Raw genomic sequence first — 15,388 nt, forward strand, 5'->3', positions numbered from 1 at the left:
CTAAAAAGAGCCTGAAATTTACTTTCAGGACTCATTTTTTTATTTGATTTTTTCTTCTTCGTAATCACCATTGCTACAAACGATCTGCTTACCGCCACCACGGACTTTTTTCTCCATGAGGAAGTTGCCACATTTTGGACAATCTCGGCCAACAGGCTTGTCCCAAGAAGTGAATTCACACTCTGGATAGCGATTGCAACCATAAAAGATACGATTACGCTTGGTTTTTCGTTCAATAATTTGACCTTGATGACAGCTTGGACACTCAACACCAATCTCTTTCACGATAGCCTGTGTATGACGGCAATCTGGGAAATTGCTACAAGCATAGAACTTACCAAAACGACCAAGTTTAATGACCATCGGACTGCCACACTCTTCACAATCAAATCCTGCTGGCTCATCCTTGATTTGGATTTTTTCCATTTCCTCTTCGGCTTTGGCAACCTCTTTAGAGAAGGGTTTGTAAAATTCATCAATGACTCGTTGCCACTGCTCTTTTCCAACTTCGACATCATCCAGTTTACCTTCCATTTCAGCTGTAAAGGTTACATTGACGATATCAGGGAAATATTCAACGATGAGCTTGTTAACAATTTCTCCCAACTCTGTCGGTTCAAAACGCTTGGCTGCCAAACGCACATAATAGCGCTTTTGAATAGTTTCAATGGTAGGTGCATAAGTTGATGGACGTCCAACACCATTTTCTTCCAAAGTCTTAATCAGTGTTGCTTCCGAATATCGTGCTGGTGGTTGAGTGAAGTGCTGCTCAGATTTACTATTGACCTGCTTGACGACATCACCAACTGCCATATCCGGCAACATCTTATTCTTATCTGAATCATTGTAAATGGCCAAGTAACCATCAAATTTAACCTGACTACCATTCGCTGCAAACTGAACTCCATTTTGAGAGAGCTTCACAGCCATGGTATCAAAGATAGCACCCGTCATCTGACTCGCTACAAAGCGATTCCAGATAAGGGTATAAAGCTTAAGTTGGTCTTTATCCAAATACTTAGCAATTTTTTCTGGCGTGTTAAAGACACTTGATGGGCGGATAGCCTCATGGGCATCCTGTGCACCAGTCGCATTCTTTACCTTGCTGCCATGTTTAGAATATTTACTGCCAAAACGTTCATTAATGTAGTTTGCAGCTTCATTTTGAGCAACTGGACTGATACGAGTCGAGTCTGTACGCATATAGGTAATCAAACCTTGGACGCCCGTACCAATATTAATCCCTTCATAGAGTTGCTGGGCAACCATCATGGTCTTTCGAGTACGGAAATTGATTTTATTAGCTGCATCCATCTGCATAGTTGAGGTAGTATAAGGGAGTGGAGCGTTACGCTTGCGTTCTTTTTTATCTACCTGATCAACTGTAAAGTCTTTGCTGGATAGATGAGACAAGACTTCTTTGACCTCTTCATTGCTTGTCAATTTCATCTTCTTGCCATTCATTCCATAGAAGGATGCTTGGAATTGCTTAGTCCCCTTTTTGAAGACTCCATCAATCGTCCAATATTCTTCCGGTTGAAAAGCATTGATATCATTTTCACGGTCAATGATTAACTTGAGAGCAACAGACTGAACACGGCCAGCTGACAAGCCCTTTTTGACCTTTTTCCATAAAATTGGTGAAATAGAATAACCTACCAAGCGGTCCAAGACACGACGGGCTTGTTGGGCATCCACCAAATCCATATCAATCTTACGAGGTTCTTTAAAGGCATTTTTTACCGCATCCTTGGTAATCTCGTTGAAAACAACACGGTTAGCATCATTTTCATCTAGATTGAGAATATGAGCTAAATGCCAAGAAATTGCTTCTCCTTCGCGGTCCGGGTCACTTGCGAGAAAAACTTTACTGGCTTTTTTAGCTTCTTTTTTCAAGTCATTGATCAGAGGACCTTTCCCACGAATATTGATATATTGGGGTTCATAATTATTTTCTACATCGACTGACATACTGGATTTTTTCAAATCACGAATATGACCAACACTGGCTAAAACCTTATAATTTCTACCCAGGTATTTTTCAATCGTTTTAGCCTTTGCAGGCGACTCTACGATTACTAGATTTTTTTTAACTGTTGATTTTTTCTTCTTTGTTGCCGTAGCCACAGTATCACACCTTTTCAAAGTAATAAACTTTATAAAGTGTAAACCATTTTTAAAAACCTGTCAAGACTTAACTCCTATATATAGAAGAAAAGTTTAACCGATAAAACCTTGCTAGTTCTTAAAATTCAAATTCTGCTAGTACATCCTGTCCACTTGAAACAAGTTTTGCACCTTCTTGAACCAAGTGATGACAACCATCTGAACGACCATCCAAAATACTACCTGGAATAGCAAAAACGTCTCTTCCTTCTTCCATAGCTCGCTCACAAGTAATCAAACTACCAGATCTCATCTTTGCTTCAGCAACGATGACACCCATACATAGGCCAGCGATAATCCGATTTCGTGCTGGAAAGTGATATTTCAAGGGTTCTTCACCCGGTCCATATTCACTGAGTAGCAAATGATATTCACCGATGTAGTCCTGCAGTCGTTTATTGGATCGTGGATAATAGACATCCAAGCCAGTCCCAATGACTGCAATGGTTTTTCCACCACCTTGAAGAATAGACATATGCGCTGCAGTATCAATCCCTCTAGCCAGCCCACTCACAATCACCAGTTCATTCTCCAGTTCTTCAATAACCTTACGAACTGATTTTGTCCCTGTTTGACTACAAGAGCGACTGCCTACAACCGCAATCTTAGGTAACTTTAAAAGATTTAAATCGCCCTTATAAAATAACAATACTGGAGCATCATAGATTTCACTGAGAGCAAAGGGATAAACATCGTCCAGAATTGAAAATGAGGGAAATTTTTCAAAGTCACTTCTTAATCTCTCCATACTTTCAAAGGTGAGTTTATGGTAACGTTCCATAAAAACCACTGGATTTCTACACTCAGATGCTTCTGCTATCGTTTCTAGGGTTAATTCTTGATCATAGATTTCTCCATATTGAAGTACCTTTAAAACCTGTTGATTACTTAAACCTGCTTGTTTTAACTTATAAATCTCAAAATTATCAATCTTAATTTTCATGATAGACTCCTTGTTTTTCTCTCTATCTATTTATTCGTAGAAAAAGAAAAAAACTTCCCAACAATTTTACTTGTTTAGAAAGTTTTTTATATTAGTTATCTTAGTAATCAGGACGAAGAACTCCAGTGACAGTCGCCTTAGTTGCTTCGTAATCCCCATCAATAACAACCTTGATAATGCGTTTAGCATCCTCTTCAGGCGTAGGAACCAAAGGTAGACGAGTTGGCCCAGCTTCAAATCCCATATAGTTGAGTACCGCCTTAACAGGTGCCGGACTTGGGTAAGAGAAGAGAGCATTGACTTTAGGAATAAATTTACGTTGAATAGCTGCCGCTTTCTTCATATCACTTTCTTCGATTGCAGTAAACATTTCATGCATCTCATCTCCATTTGTATGGGAAGCAACAGAGATAACTCCGTCTGCACCAAGGTTCATAGCATGAAAAGCATCACCATCCTCACCAGTGTACACCAAGAATTCATCTGGTTTATGCTCAATCAAGTAAGCCATATTGGCAAGACTGGTACATTCTTTGACACCGATAATGTTTGGATGTTCCGCCAAACGAAGTAAGGTATCAGGAGTCATTTCGACAACTACACGACCTGGAATGTTATAGATGATAATTGGCAAATCAGAGGCATCTGCAATGGCTTTAAAGTGCTGATACATACCTTCTTGGGATGGTTTATTATAGTAAGGAACAATCGCAAGACCAGCCGCAAAACCGCCAAACTCTGCTACCTCTTTGACAAACTCAATAGAGTCACGTGTATCATTGGTACCAACACCAGCGATTAAAGGAACTCGTCCGTTGACAACCTTTTGAACAGCCGCAAACAACTGCAACTCCTCATCGTGAGTTAGAGTCGGACTCTCAGCAGTTGTTCCTGCTAGGAGAATTCCATCTGTATGATGTGCTAATAAATGTTCAATCAACTTTGGAATGGCATCGAAATTGATAGAGCCATCTTCATGAAAAGGAGTAATAAAGGCCGTGATAATTTTACAATCTTTTAAATCTTGATAAGACATACAAAACACCTCTCTATTTTAAAGAAGGAGTTCAAAAGAACTCCTACACATTATTTCAATTCAAATTTTAATTCAGCTGTTGGACGAACCAATCCACGTTCGTGAAGTGTTTCTGCAATTTGTACTGAGTTCCAAGCGGCACCTTTAAGAAGGTTATCAGATACTACCCACATGTGGATACCTTTTTCTGCATCCAAATCTTTACGGATACGTCCAACGAAAGTATCACGTGAACCAACAGCATTAACTGCTTGAGGATAGATTTGGTGAGCAACATCATCTTCAAGAACTGCACCTGGGAATGCAGCAATAGCAGCTTTCACTTCTTCAATTGGTGCTACTTCTTTTGTTTCAATATAGACTGACTCAGAGTGAGCTGACAAAACTGGAATACGTACACATGTTGCTGATACGGCAATGCTATCGTCTTCCATGATTTTCTTGGTTTCATTGGTCATCTTCATCTCTTCGTAAGTGTAATCATTATTAGTGAAAACGTCAATTTGCGGAAGAGCGTTGAAGGCAATTGGATAGTGTTTCTTATCGCCACCTGAAGGCAAGATTTCCGCATGCAAATCACGTGGATTCACGCCATCATTCAAGACTTCACGAAGCTCACGTTGAGTTTCAAGAATTGCTCCCATACCAGCACCTGAAACAGCTTGGTAAGTTGAAACGATAATACGGTCCAATCCCCATTTTTGACGAACGGGCTCAAGAGCCACCATCATTTGAATTGTTGAACAGTTAGGACAAGAGATAATTCCGTTGTGAGCATCAAGGGCGTGGGCATTCACTTCAGGAACAACCAATGGTACATCTGGATTTTGACGGAAATAAGAAGTGTTATCTACGACGACTGCGCCTGCCTTAACAGCATAAGGTGCATATTTTGCAGAAGTTGATCCACCAGCTGAGAAAAGAGCAATATCAACCCCTTCAAAAGCGTCTTCTGTTGTTTCTTCGATGGTCACATCTTGACCTTTGAATTGCAAAATCTTTCCTGCAGAACGTGCAGACGCAAGGTAACGAATCTTATCGATAGGAAGAGTTGATTCTTCCAACATTTTGATCATTTGAGCACCAACGGCACCTGTAGCGCCGACAACAGCAACTGTGTATCCCATAACAAACCTCTTTCGGAATTTTCTAAAAATTTCTATAATAGAAACATTATACTACTTTTTACCAAAATTGAAAAGTCTTTTTCCTATCTATTTTCTGAAATTGACAAGAAAAAGGTTCGCTAATACTAGCAAACCTTTTTTATTAATCTTATCTCTTAATATCTTTGCTTATAAGGCTTATTAAAGGCTTCTAAGATATCTGATGGAGTTTCTGCATAAGGTTTCACTTCTTTGAAATCTCCCTTCACGATAATCCGTTCTGTGGCATTGTAGTCTACACAGGTTACCAAGGTAATTTCTTTGATTCCCTCACGGTCTTCTATTTCATCAACGCGGTCAGGTGTAACGTGTTTGACTTCACGAATGACATAGGTATAAACCTTTTCCTTATCAGTCAAATAAATTTTCATCCCTTCTTTGGCATTGACCAAAGGTGAAAAGAGCATCTGACTGGCATTTTCAGCTGTAAAAATATGGTGACTAGCGAGAGAATAATTTCCCTCTCCCATTTTTTGATTTGGTTTCATGGTTCCTGCCCCATAGAACAAGTTCACATTATCTAAACCTTTAAAGATAGGTAGGTTAATCTCTACTTCAGGAATGGCAATTCCACCAATAACAGGAAGTTGTTGGGCATCCCACTGCGAAGATAAAACCGCTTCAGATGAGATAGCCTTCACTGAATCGAAATCAAAATTTCCTTCTGTATCCTGATTTTCTTCTAATTTTTCTTTTGATACCTGACTTACTTGGTACTTATTAGTATTCCAAACCATAAAAATATCACGGATTTTAGCGTTAAAAATCAAAGCGATTGATAGCAGTATCAGAAATCCTGCCAATATATTGATCAACAGATTTTTTCGTTTATTTTTCTTTTTATTGATTTTTTTAGACATTATGCTTCACTTTCTGTTTCCTGTTCTGCCCCAACTTCTTCTTTTTCTGCTGCTGCAACACTTGTAAAAGTCACAATCTTAGCATCTTGATCTAGACGCATCACTTTTACTCCCATAGTTGAACGTCCCGTTTGTGAAATATTGGCAACATTGGTTCGAATCATGACACCTGTGTCAGTGATAATCATCAGATCTTCATCCCCTTTTACTGTTAAGAGACCAGCCAGAGGACCATTTTTTTCAGTAACATTGGCTGTTTTCATTCCCTTACCGGCACGCCCTTTTGTTGGATATTCAGTCGCAACTGTGCGCTTACCGTATCCTTTCTCAGTAATGATAAGGACTTCATCTTGGTCAGTAATCACCCTTGCTCCAACTACAGCATCACCTTCACGAAGGTTTACCCCTTTAACACCAGTGGCGATACGACTCATACTACGAACCGAAGACTGACTGAAACGAACTGCATAGCCTAATCTGGTTCCGATGATGATATCTGTGTCTTTTTCAGTTAGTAAGACATTAATCAACTCATCCTCATCTTTCAGATTTAAGGCTTTGAGACCATTTTGACGAATGTTGGCAAATTCTTTGACACTGGTTCTTTTGACAATACCTGCGCGAGTTGTAAAGAAGAGATAAGCATCATCACTACGTTCTGATTCAACATTGATAATGGTTTGAATGCTTTCACCTTCATCCAGTTTCAAAAGATTGACAACTGGCAACCCTTTGGCTGTACGACCGTATTCTGGAATTTCATATCCCTTAAGACGATAAACACGTCCTTTATTGGTGAAGAATAGCAAATGATCGTGAGTGCTGGTTGAAACCAATTCACGCACAAAGTCATCGTCCTTAACTCCAGTTCCTTGAACGCCACGTCCACCACGTTTTTGAGCTGTAAATTCGTCTTGGTCCAAACGTTTGATGTAACCTTTATTTGATAGAGTGATGAGAACATCAGACTCTTCAATCAAGTCTTCATCTTCAAGAGTCAAGACTTCACCAACCATCAACTCAGTACGACGTGGATCGCCAAACTTACGTTTGACCTCATCCAATTCTTCCTTGATGATTTGCGCTACGCGTTCTGGTTTTGCAAGAATGTCTGCCAAGTCAGCAATCAAAGCAATAAGCTCATCATACTCTGACTGAATCTTATCACGTTCCAAACCAGTCAAACGACGAAGACGCATATCGAGAATTGCTTGACTTTGACGTTCAGATAACTTGAACTTGCTCATCAATTCAACTTGGGCTTCTGCATCCGTTTCACTGGCACGGATGATACGGATTACTTCGTCAATGTGGTCCAGAGCAATCAACAAACCTTCCAAGATGTGTGCACGCGCTTCAGCTTTCTCTTTGTCAAATTGAGTACGACGAGTCACCACTTCTTTTTGGTGCTCAATATAAGCATCCAAGATTTGACGAAGAGAGAGAATCTTAGGTACACCATTCTGGATAGCTAGCATGTTGAATCCAAAACTAGTTTGCATTTGAGTCATCTTGAACAAGTTGTTCAAAATAACATTGGCTGACGCATCACGCTTCACCTCAATTACGAAGCGAACTCCCTCACGGTTTGATTCATCACGAACAGCTGTAATTCCTTCGATACGTTTTTCTTGAACTAAACGCACAATATGCTCATGAACTTTAGTCTTGTTGACCATGTATGGAAATTCTGTTACAACGATACGTTCGCGACCAGTCTTAGTTTCTTCGATTTCAGTACGAGAACGAAGCACAATCGATCCTTTACCAGTTTCGTAGGCCTTATGAATACCTGATTTCCCCATGACCAGAGCACCAGTTGGAAAATCTGGACCAGGAAGAACTTCCATTAATTCCTTGGTGGTGACTTCTGGATTATCCATCACTAACTTAACAGCATCAATGGTTTCACCCAAGTTATGTGGTGGAATATTGGTCGCCATACCAACAGCGATACCTGTAGCTCCATTGACCAAAAGATTTGGAAAACGAGCTGGTAAAACAACAGGTTCACGTTCATTGGCATCATAGTTATCAACAAAATCAACGGTATTTTTATTGATGTCACGAAGCATTTCAAGAGCAATCTTACTCATACGTGCTTCGGTATAACGTTGCGCGGCAGCACCATCACCATCCATGGAACCAAAGTTCCCATGCCCATCTACAAGCATGTAACGGTAACTCCACCATTGCGCCATACGAACCATAGCTTCGTAGATAGATGAGTCACCGTGTGGGTGGTATTTACCCATGACATCCCCTGTAATACGGGCAGATTTCTTATGAGGTTTATCTGGTGTCACACCCAATTCGTTCATACCGTATAGAATGCGGCGATGAACTGGTTTCAACCCATCTCGAACATCAGGAAGGGCCCGCGATACGATAACACTCATGGCGTAGTCGATAAAGCTGGTCTTCATCTCCTTTGTCAGATTGACATTCACTAAATTTTTATCTTGCATTAACAAATGCCTCATTTCACTATTAGTAACTAGATATATTATACCATAGTTTGACCTAGATTTCAGTCTTCCAATCCGACTAAAACGTTTACATGGCTAAGTGGATGTTATATCCGTGACAAAGCTATTTAAAAGTGATAGAATGAAACTAAACAGGGGAAGCCCTTAAAAAATGAAGGAGATGTTTAGACAAATGACATTAACTAAACAACACAAAAAAGTTATCCTTGTCGGTGACGGTGCCGTAGGATCATCATACGCTTTTGCTCTTGTTAACCAAGGAATTGCACAAGAACTTGGTATCATTGAAATTCCTCAATTGTTTGAAAAAGCTGTTGGTGATGCTGAAGACCTTAGCCACGCGCTTGCTTTTACTTCACCTAAGAAAATTTATGCAGCTAAGTATGAAGATTGTGCGGACGCTGACCTTGTAGTTATCACTGCTGGTGCTCCACAAAAACCAGGTGAAACTCGTCTTGACCTTGTTGGTAAAAACCTTGCTATCAACAAATCAATCGTTGAACAAGTTGTTGCTTCTGGTTTCGACGGTATCTTCCTTGTTGCAGCTAACCCAGTTGACGTTTTGACTTACTCAACTTGGAAATTCTCAGGTTTCCCTAAAGAACGTGTTATCGGTTCAGGTACTTCACTTGACTCAGCTCGTTTCCGTCAAGCACTTGCTGAAAAAATCGGCGTTGATGCTCGTTCAGTTCACGCCTACATCATGGGTGAACACGGTGACTCTGAGTTTGCTGTTTGGTCACACGCTAACGTTGCCGGTGTAAAATTGGAACAATGGTTGCAAGCTAACCGTGACTTGGATGAAGCTGACCTTGTAGAACTCTTCATCTCAGTTCGTGATGCTGCTTACTCAATCATCAACAAAAAAGGTGCAACATACTATGGTATCGCAGTAGCCCTTGCTCGTATTACAAAAGCTATCCTTGATGATGAAAATGCTGTTCTTCCACTTTCAGTATTCCAAGAAGGTCAATACGGAGTTGAAAACGTCTTTATCGGTCAACCAGCTATCGTTGGTGCACACGGTATCGTTCGTCCAGTTAACATCCCATTGAACGATGCTGAAACTCAAAAAATGCAAGCTTCAGCTAAAGAATTACAAGCTATTATTGATGAAGCTTGGAAAAACCCTGAATTCCAAGCAGCTTCAAAAAACTAATTTAAGTTAGAAAAAATGTCTAGACGATTTGTCTAGACATTTTTATATTTCATTACTTTATTTCATTTGAGCAAAAGCTGCTTCTGCATCTGCGTTACTAATCGCACCTAATTGAATCTTAGCAATTTTACCCTGTGAATCAATTAGATACTCTGTAGGGATACTTCGAATTTGATAGGCTTGAAAAACAGCTCCTTTTGTATCATATAAAACGGGGATATCTTTATAACCTTGTTCTTCAAACCACTTTGGAAATTGATCTACAGTTTTTTCACCTTGAAGCCCTGGCGCAATGACAGATAAAATTTCGAAACCACGATCTTCCTTAGCAGCAAGCTCCATCAATTCTGGCATACTCTTCTTGCATGGTCCACACCAAGATGCCCAAAATTTAAGATAAACTTTTTTACCTTTAAAATCAGATAATTTCACTTCTTTTCCATCCATAGATTGAAGGGTGAAATCAGGTGCTTCTGCTCCAATTGCTACTTGCTTCACAGTTGTTTGCTGCTGTGTCTTAGTCGTTGGATTTTCTTGACTTGATTTTTTCTCTTCCTTGCCACAAGCAATCAGAAGAAAGAGAGACAAGAAACTAAGTCCAAAATAGATAATTTTTTTCATAGATAACTCCTTTTATCCTAATATTCCAGATAAAACATTTAACTGTCCCAACATTAATAAAATTCCCATGAGAACGATCAATAAACCACCAATTTTCTTCAATAAAAGTATGTGGGATTTGATTCTACTAAAATAAGGCATGACAAGACCTGACGCCAAGGCCAGAACTAAAAATGGAAGTGCCATTCCGAGAGTGTAAATGAGGGTTAATAAGGCCCCCTGAAGAGCTCCATTTCCTCCTGAGGCAGCCAGTGCTAAAACAGAACTTAAAACTGGACCTATACATGGAGTCCAGCCAAAGCTGAAGCTGATACCCAGTAAAAAGGCCGACAAATATTTGCTAGACTGTTTTTGATTAAATGTTACTGTTTTTTGTACCTCTAATTTTTGTAGATGAAGAATTTCCATCTGATGCAATCCCAGTATAATAATCATGATTCCCATGACATAACGGAACCAGTCAGCATAAAGTAAATTCCCAAGGAATCCTGCTCCAAATCCAAGAATAAAGAAAATGAGAGAGATACCCGCAATAAAACAGAGGGTACGAATCAATCCTGACCAGGCAACATCTTTACCCAAAAAACGAAATGTCTTTGACTCCTCTTGATCATCTAGCAGAACACCTGCGTAGACTGGTAACAAGGGAAAGATACAGGGAGAAAAGAATGACAAGACCCCAGCTATAAAGACAGAAATAAAAAATAAAATACTTTCCAATTAAGAACCTTCTTTCATATAGTCATCTTTTATTTTACTATAAAAGAAAACGTTTGTAAGATATCTGCTACGTAAATTTATTTTCAACTTGAGAGAATCAAAAAAAGGAGCTCAGCTCCTTTTTTGATTAATAAGTTCCCTCTTCACCTTGACTTGTCAAAATTACAGGCCCATCTTTTGTAATAACAAACTGATGCTCGTACTGACATGATAGACCACCGTCGATAGTTTTATGTGCCCAGCCTGTTTTCATATCTGTATCGATTTCCCAATCACCTGTATTGATCATAGGCTCAATGGTTAAGACCATGCCTTCACGAAGGCGGAGACCACGACCTGCGATACCATAGTTAGGCACCATTGGTTCTTCATGCATAGTTGGACCAACTCCGTGTCCTACAAGATCACGAACAACTCCGTAACCACGACTTTCAGCATATTCCTGAATAGCAGCTCCAATATCTCCAATACGATTTCCTACAACAGCCTGCTCAATTCCCTTATACATAGCTTCTTTGGTAACATCCATCAAGTTTTTAATTTCTTCTGATGGTTTTCCAACAGCGTAAGCCCAACAAGAATCTGCCAAGCCGCCCGTAAAGTTTTGAGTATATTTTTTCATCTGCTCAACGTTGTTAAAATTTAGTTTAGAAACATTGAGGTCAGACTTAGCGATTGGCCCACCAAGAACCATATCTACCTTCAGCAAATCGCCTTCCTTCAAAATATAGTGGCGTGGAAAAGCATGGGCTACTTCGTCATTAAGCGAACAACAAGTTGCGTATGGATAATCCATCATTGCCCCATCAACACCAATTTGAAGAGGGAGGAAATTTTCTTCTTTACAACGACGACGCACATATTCTTCTACTTCCCACATATCTACACCTGGTTTGATGATGTCACGCAAACCGATGTGAATACTGGCAAGAAAATCGCCAGCCTTATCCATTGCTTCGATTTCTCTAGCTGATTTTAATGTAATCATGTTTTCTCCTAGTTTTAATTAATTTTTACAGTAACATTTGCTTTTGATACGATTTGATGATTGATATAAATATCATAGTCGATAATGGCTGACCTTCTCGTATGGTGAATAATTCTAGCCTGAATCCGCAAGATATCATCGATCTGAACAGCCTGTAAAAAGTAAATCAGCATCTGTTCAATGATGAGATTACGTCCGCTATTCACGACCAGATCCTGCGTCATATGGGTCAAAATTTCTGAAAGAACTCCATTTGCAAGGACTCCATTTTTTTCCAACATAAATGGTTCAACCGTAATGACAACTTCATCATGGTGGTAAGATAACTTCTGACCAACCTGTTCTGAAAATGTTGGTAATGCTGAAACTTGAGAGCGACTCATCTTTTCCATGACATCCCGTCTAGTAATAACACCAAGTAAAGTTTGATTACTTCTCACAACAGGCACCATTTCAAAGTCTTCAGCAATCATTCTCTGGCTAACATTAGCGATATTCGTCGCTAAACCAGTCATGTAGACTGTCCTTGTCATGACCTTATCTATCGTTGTACCAGGTGATTTATCTCCAGCATCACGCATAGTAACTACACCAACAACGACCTGATGCTGATTGATGACAGGGAAACGGCTCGTTCTATTCTTACGAACCAAGTCTAGATAATCTTTGACAGTATCCGTTTCCTGTAGAAATCCATATTCATGACTGGTACGATAGATTTTTTCAACCGTTAAAATATCTGTCTTAATCTGAACGTTGGACAAAGCTCTGTTGATCATAGTCGCAATTGTAAATGTATCATGCTTACTGCGCAATACTGGAATATTTTTTTTATTAGCATGGTTTAAAACATCTTCATGAACTTCAAATCCACCTGTTACCAAGACAGCATTTTCATTTTCAAGTGCTAATAACTGAATACGTGTTCGATCTCCTACGATAAGTAAGCCGCCATCATGAAGATAAGAAAGAATATTCTTTTCAGTCATCGCCCCAATGGAGAATTTACTAAATTCTCTATCCAATCCAGCTTGACCAGCTAAAACTTCTGAGCCTGTAACTTCTGCAATTTCTGCGAACGTTAATTTCTCAATAGCTACTTTTTTTGACTTTACACGTACTGTTCCACTTCGAGGACGTGTTTCAACAAGTCCCCTATTTTCAGCTTCTTTGATAGCCCGATATGCCGTACCATCACTTACTCCTAGTCGATTTGAAATACTACGAACACTGACACGCTTCCCAACTGGTAATTCTTCCAAGTAGGCTAATATTTCTTGGTGTTTACTCATTTAGATTTCCTTTTGTATAACGGAATTCTAGATAATCCCGCATCTTTCGGGTATAACGATCGCTACCTTTAAAATGACGATAAAGAACAAAATTTGATTTTTCTGCTACTTTCTGACTAGCAACATTTTCTAGATGTGTCACAATCGAAAGTTGCTTCAAGGCAAACTCGTTCATGGATAAATCTCGTAATTTGGTAACTGCTTCAGTCATATACCCCTGAGACCAATAGTCTTTCTTTAAAAAATAGCCAATTTCTGCTTCTTTCTTAATTTCATCAAGTTTTTCAAACTTGATAGCTCCAATCATCCGTTGCTCTTTTTTATCACAAATAGCCCAAATCCCCAAAGGTGATTTCATAAAATAATTGGCAAGAGCATACTGACTTTCTTCAATACTTGCTTGTGCAGGAAAGATAAATTGGAGATTTTCAGGATCTGATGCAAGTTGATGAAAATCATCTACATCTGTAAAAAAGAAGGGACGGAAATATAAACGTTCCGTCTCATAGAAAGAAAATTTTGCTAATTTAGTCCAGATATTCATTGCAATCCTCAAAGTGCTAATCTTCGATTAGCTCAATATCTGCTCCAAGATTACGCAATTTTTCGATAATATTCGAGTAGCCTCGAAGGATGAATTCTACATTGGTAATCTCTGTTTTTCCTTCAGCCATCAAGCCAGCAATAACCAAGGCAGCTCCAGCACGTAGGTCTGTCGCCTTAACTTTTGCACCCTGCAAAGGATTTCCACCCTTATAAAGGATGTGGTCGTTTGTTGTTGAAATATCTGCATTCATTTTGGCTAATTCAAAAACATGATTGACACGTTTTTCATAGATTGTATCAATCAATGTGCCACGACCTTCTGCTTTTAATAGCAAAGGAGTAATAGGCTGTTGAAGATCTGTTGCGAAACCTGGATAAGGAGCTGTTTTGATATTAACAGCCTTTAGATTTGTTTGCTCTTCGACGAAAATACTGTCTTCAGAAATAGTCATGTGAACACCCATTTCTTCAAGTTTAGCAATAAATCCTTCTAAATGCTCATAAAGTACATTATTAATTCGAATCCCATGACCTACTGCAGCTGCCATTGAAATATATGTACCTGCTTCAATACGGTCTGGGATGACTTGGTGACGTGTTCCGTGCAAGCTATCCACACCATCGATTGTAATCATATCCGTACCTGCTCCACGAATGTGAGCTCCCATATTGTTTAATAATGTAGCCACATCAATGATTTCAGGTTCGCGAGCAGCATTTTCAATAACTGTTCGACCTTTAGCTTTTACTGCTGCTAGCATCGTATTGATTGTTGCACCAACACTAACAGTATCCATATAGATATGTGCACCATGTAGACTTGATCCTTGGGTTGAGAGATTCATATTATCTCCCTCGTAGGTTGTCTTAGCTCCCATAGCTTCAAATGCTTTTAAATGCAAATCAATCGGACGTGGTCCTAGGTCACACCCTCCAGGCAAACCTACAGTTGCTTCACCAAAACGTCCTAAAAGACTACCATAGAAATAATAAGACGCACGCAAGCTATTAATTTTACCATAAGGCATTGGTTTATTTTGAACACCACGAGGATCAATCTCAAGAACATCGTCATAACGCTTGACACTAGCTCCCATGATCTCCATAATCTCAATAAGACTAGCTACATCAGAGATGTCTGGAACACAATCCAAAATCACAACATCATCTGATAAAATAATGGCAGGAATCAAGGCAACGACACTATTTTTAGCACCACTGATTGTAATTTCACCTTTCAATGGTCTCCCGCCGTTAATGACAATTTTTTTCATTTTATACTCTTTCACTATTTATTAAGAAGGTCTCACCCTATATTATACCATATTTCTTACTAATAGCCAATCCTATAAAATAATTAACAAACGTCTCACACTTAATTCCACCATAAAAATCCGTTTTA

13 protein-coding genes are annotated in these 15,388 nt (G+C 39.3%); 1 reads left to right on the plus strand and 12 read right to left on the minus strand.

What is annotated here, in order from left to right:
- Window positions 1-39: 39 nt before the first annotated feature.
- The 6 genes from topA to gyrA all read right to left on the minus strand — a co-directional run bounded on the left by topA (window position 40) and on the right by gyrA (window position 8,639).
- Window positions 40-2,127, minus strand: a complete 2,088-nt coding sequence (gene topA / locus QEZ38_RS02275; RefSeq protein ID WP_281334901.1) for a type I DNA topoisomerase — start codon at window positions 2,125-2,127, stop codon at window positions 40-42.
- Between the two features lie 118 nt (window positions 2,128-2,245).
- Window positions 2,246-3,103 carry a DNA-processing protein DprA gene (dprA, locus tag QEZ38_RS02280; RefSeq protein ID WP_152904343.1) on the minus strand — a complete coding sequence of 286 codons (858 nt, stop codon included), beginning with the start codon at window positions 3,101-3,103 and terminating at the stop codon, window positions 2,246-2,248.
- Between the two features lie 106 nt (window positions 3,104-3,209).
- A complete protein-coding gene (dapA, locus tag QEZ38_RS02285; RefSeq protein WP_153225726.1) occupies window positions 3,210-4,145 on the minus strand; it encodes a 4-hydroxy-tetrahydrodipicolinate synthase in 936 nt (311 codons plus the stop codon).
- Window positions 4,146-4,195: 50 nt separating this feature from the next.
- Window positions 4,196-5,272, minus strand: a complete 1,077-nt coding sequence (locus QEZ38_RS02290) for an aspartate-semialdehyde dehydrogenase (RefSeq protein ID WP_153225725.1) — start codon at window positions 5,270-5,272, stop codon at window positions 4,196-4,198.
- Window positions 5,273-5,427: 155 nt separating this feature from the next.
- Window positions 5,428-6,171: a class A sortase gene (locus QEZ38_RS02295; protein ID WP_153225724.1), complete on the minus strand. Its 744-nt coding sequence runs from the start codon at window positions 6,169-6,171 to the stop codon at window positions 5,428-5,430.
- Window positions 6,171-8,639, minus strand: coding sequence for a DNA gyrase subunit A (gene gyrA / locus QEZ38_RS02300; protein ID WP_281334902.1), 2,469 nt, complete (start codon window positions 8,637-8,639; stop codon window positions 6,171-6,173). The genes QEZ38_RS02295 and gyrA overlap by 1 nt, the downstream gene beginning before the upstream one ends.
- A gap of 193 nt (window positions 8,640-8,832) precedes the next feature.
- Between gyrA and QEZ38_RS02305 the strand changes: the two genes are divergently transcribed.
- The gene (locus tag QEZ38_RS02305) at window positions 8,833-9,819 is read left to right on the plus strand and encodes an L-lactate dehydrogenase (protein WP_000176425.1); all 987 of its coding nucleotides are present in this window, start codon (window positions 8,833-8,835) and stop codon (window positions 9,817-9,819) included.
- Window positions 9,820-9,876: 57 nt separating this feature from the next.
- On the opposite strand, the gene sdbB is transcribed toward QEZ38_RS02305, so the two are convergent.
- The 6 genes from sdbB to QEZ38_RS02335 all read right to left on the minus strand — a co-directional run bounded on the left by sdbB (window position 9,877) and on the right by QEZ38_RS02335 (window position 15,260).
- Complete coding sequence (gene sdbB, locus QEZ38_RS02310) at window positions 9,877-10,440, minus strand: thiol-disulfide oxidoreductase-associated lipoprotein SdbB (protein WP_281334903.1); 564 nt, start codon at window positions 10,438-10,440, stop codon at window positions 9,877-9,879.
- Between the two features lie 12 nt (window positions 10,441-10,452).
- Entirely contained in the window at window positions 10,453-11,160 is a 708-nt protein-coding gene (gene ccdA2 / locus QEZ38_RS02315; RefSeq protein WP_281334904.1) for a thiol-disulfide oxidoreductase-associated membrane protein CcdA2, read from the minus strand.
- 127 nt (window positions 11,161-11,287) lie between these two features.
- The gene (locus QEZ38_RS02320; RefSeq protein ID WP_248034388.1) at window positions 11,288-12,148 is read right to left on the minus strand and encodes a methionyl aminopeptidase; all 861 of its coding nucleotides are present in this window, start codon (window positions 12,146-12,148) and stop codon (window positions 11,288-11,290) included.
- Window positions 12,149-12,162: 14 nt separating this feature from the next.
- Window positions 12,163-13,440 (minus strand): CBS-HotDog domain-containing transcription factor SpxR, encoded by a 1,278-nt coding sequence (gene spxR, locus QEZ38_RS02325; protein ID WP_000033785.1) that lies wholly within the window; start codon window positions 13,438-13,440, stop codon window positions 12,163-12,165.
- On the minus strand, window positions 13,433-13,984 hold the full coding sequence (locus QEZ38_RS02330) for a GNAT family N-acetyltransferase (protein ID WP_153224967.1): 552 nt from the start codon (window positions 13,982-13,984) through the stop codon (window positions 13,433-13,435). Before QEZ38_RS02330 ends, spxR begins: the two co-directional genes overlap by 8 nt.
- A 16-nt stretch (window positions 13,985-14,000) precedes the next feature.
- A complete protein-coding gene (locus tag QEZ38_RS02335) occupies window positions 14,001-15,260 on the minus strand; it encodes a UDP-N-acetylglucosamine 1-carboxyvinyltransferase (protein WP_153224968.1) in 1,260 nt (419 codons plus the stop codon).
- Window positions 15,261-15,388: the final 128 nt, after the last annotated feature.

Origin of the sequence: Streptococcus taonis (assembly GCF_029948085.1) — a bacterium.
GTDB lineage: Bacteria > Bacillota > Bacilli > Lactobacillales > Streptococcaceae > Streptococcus > Streptococcus taonis.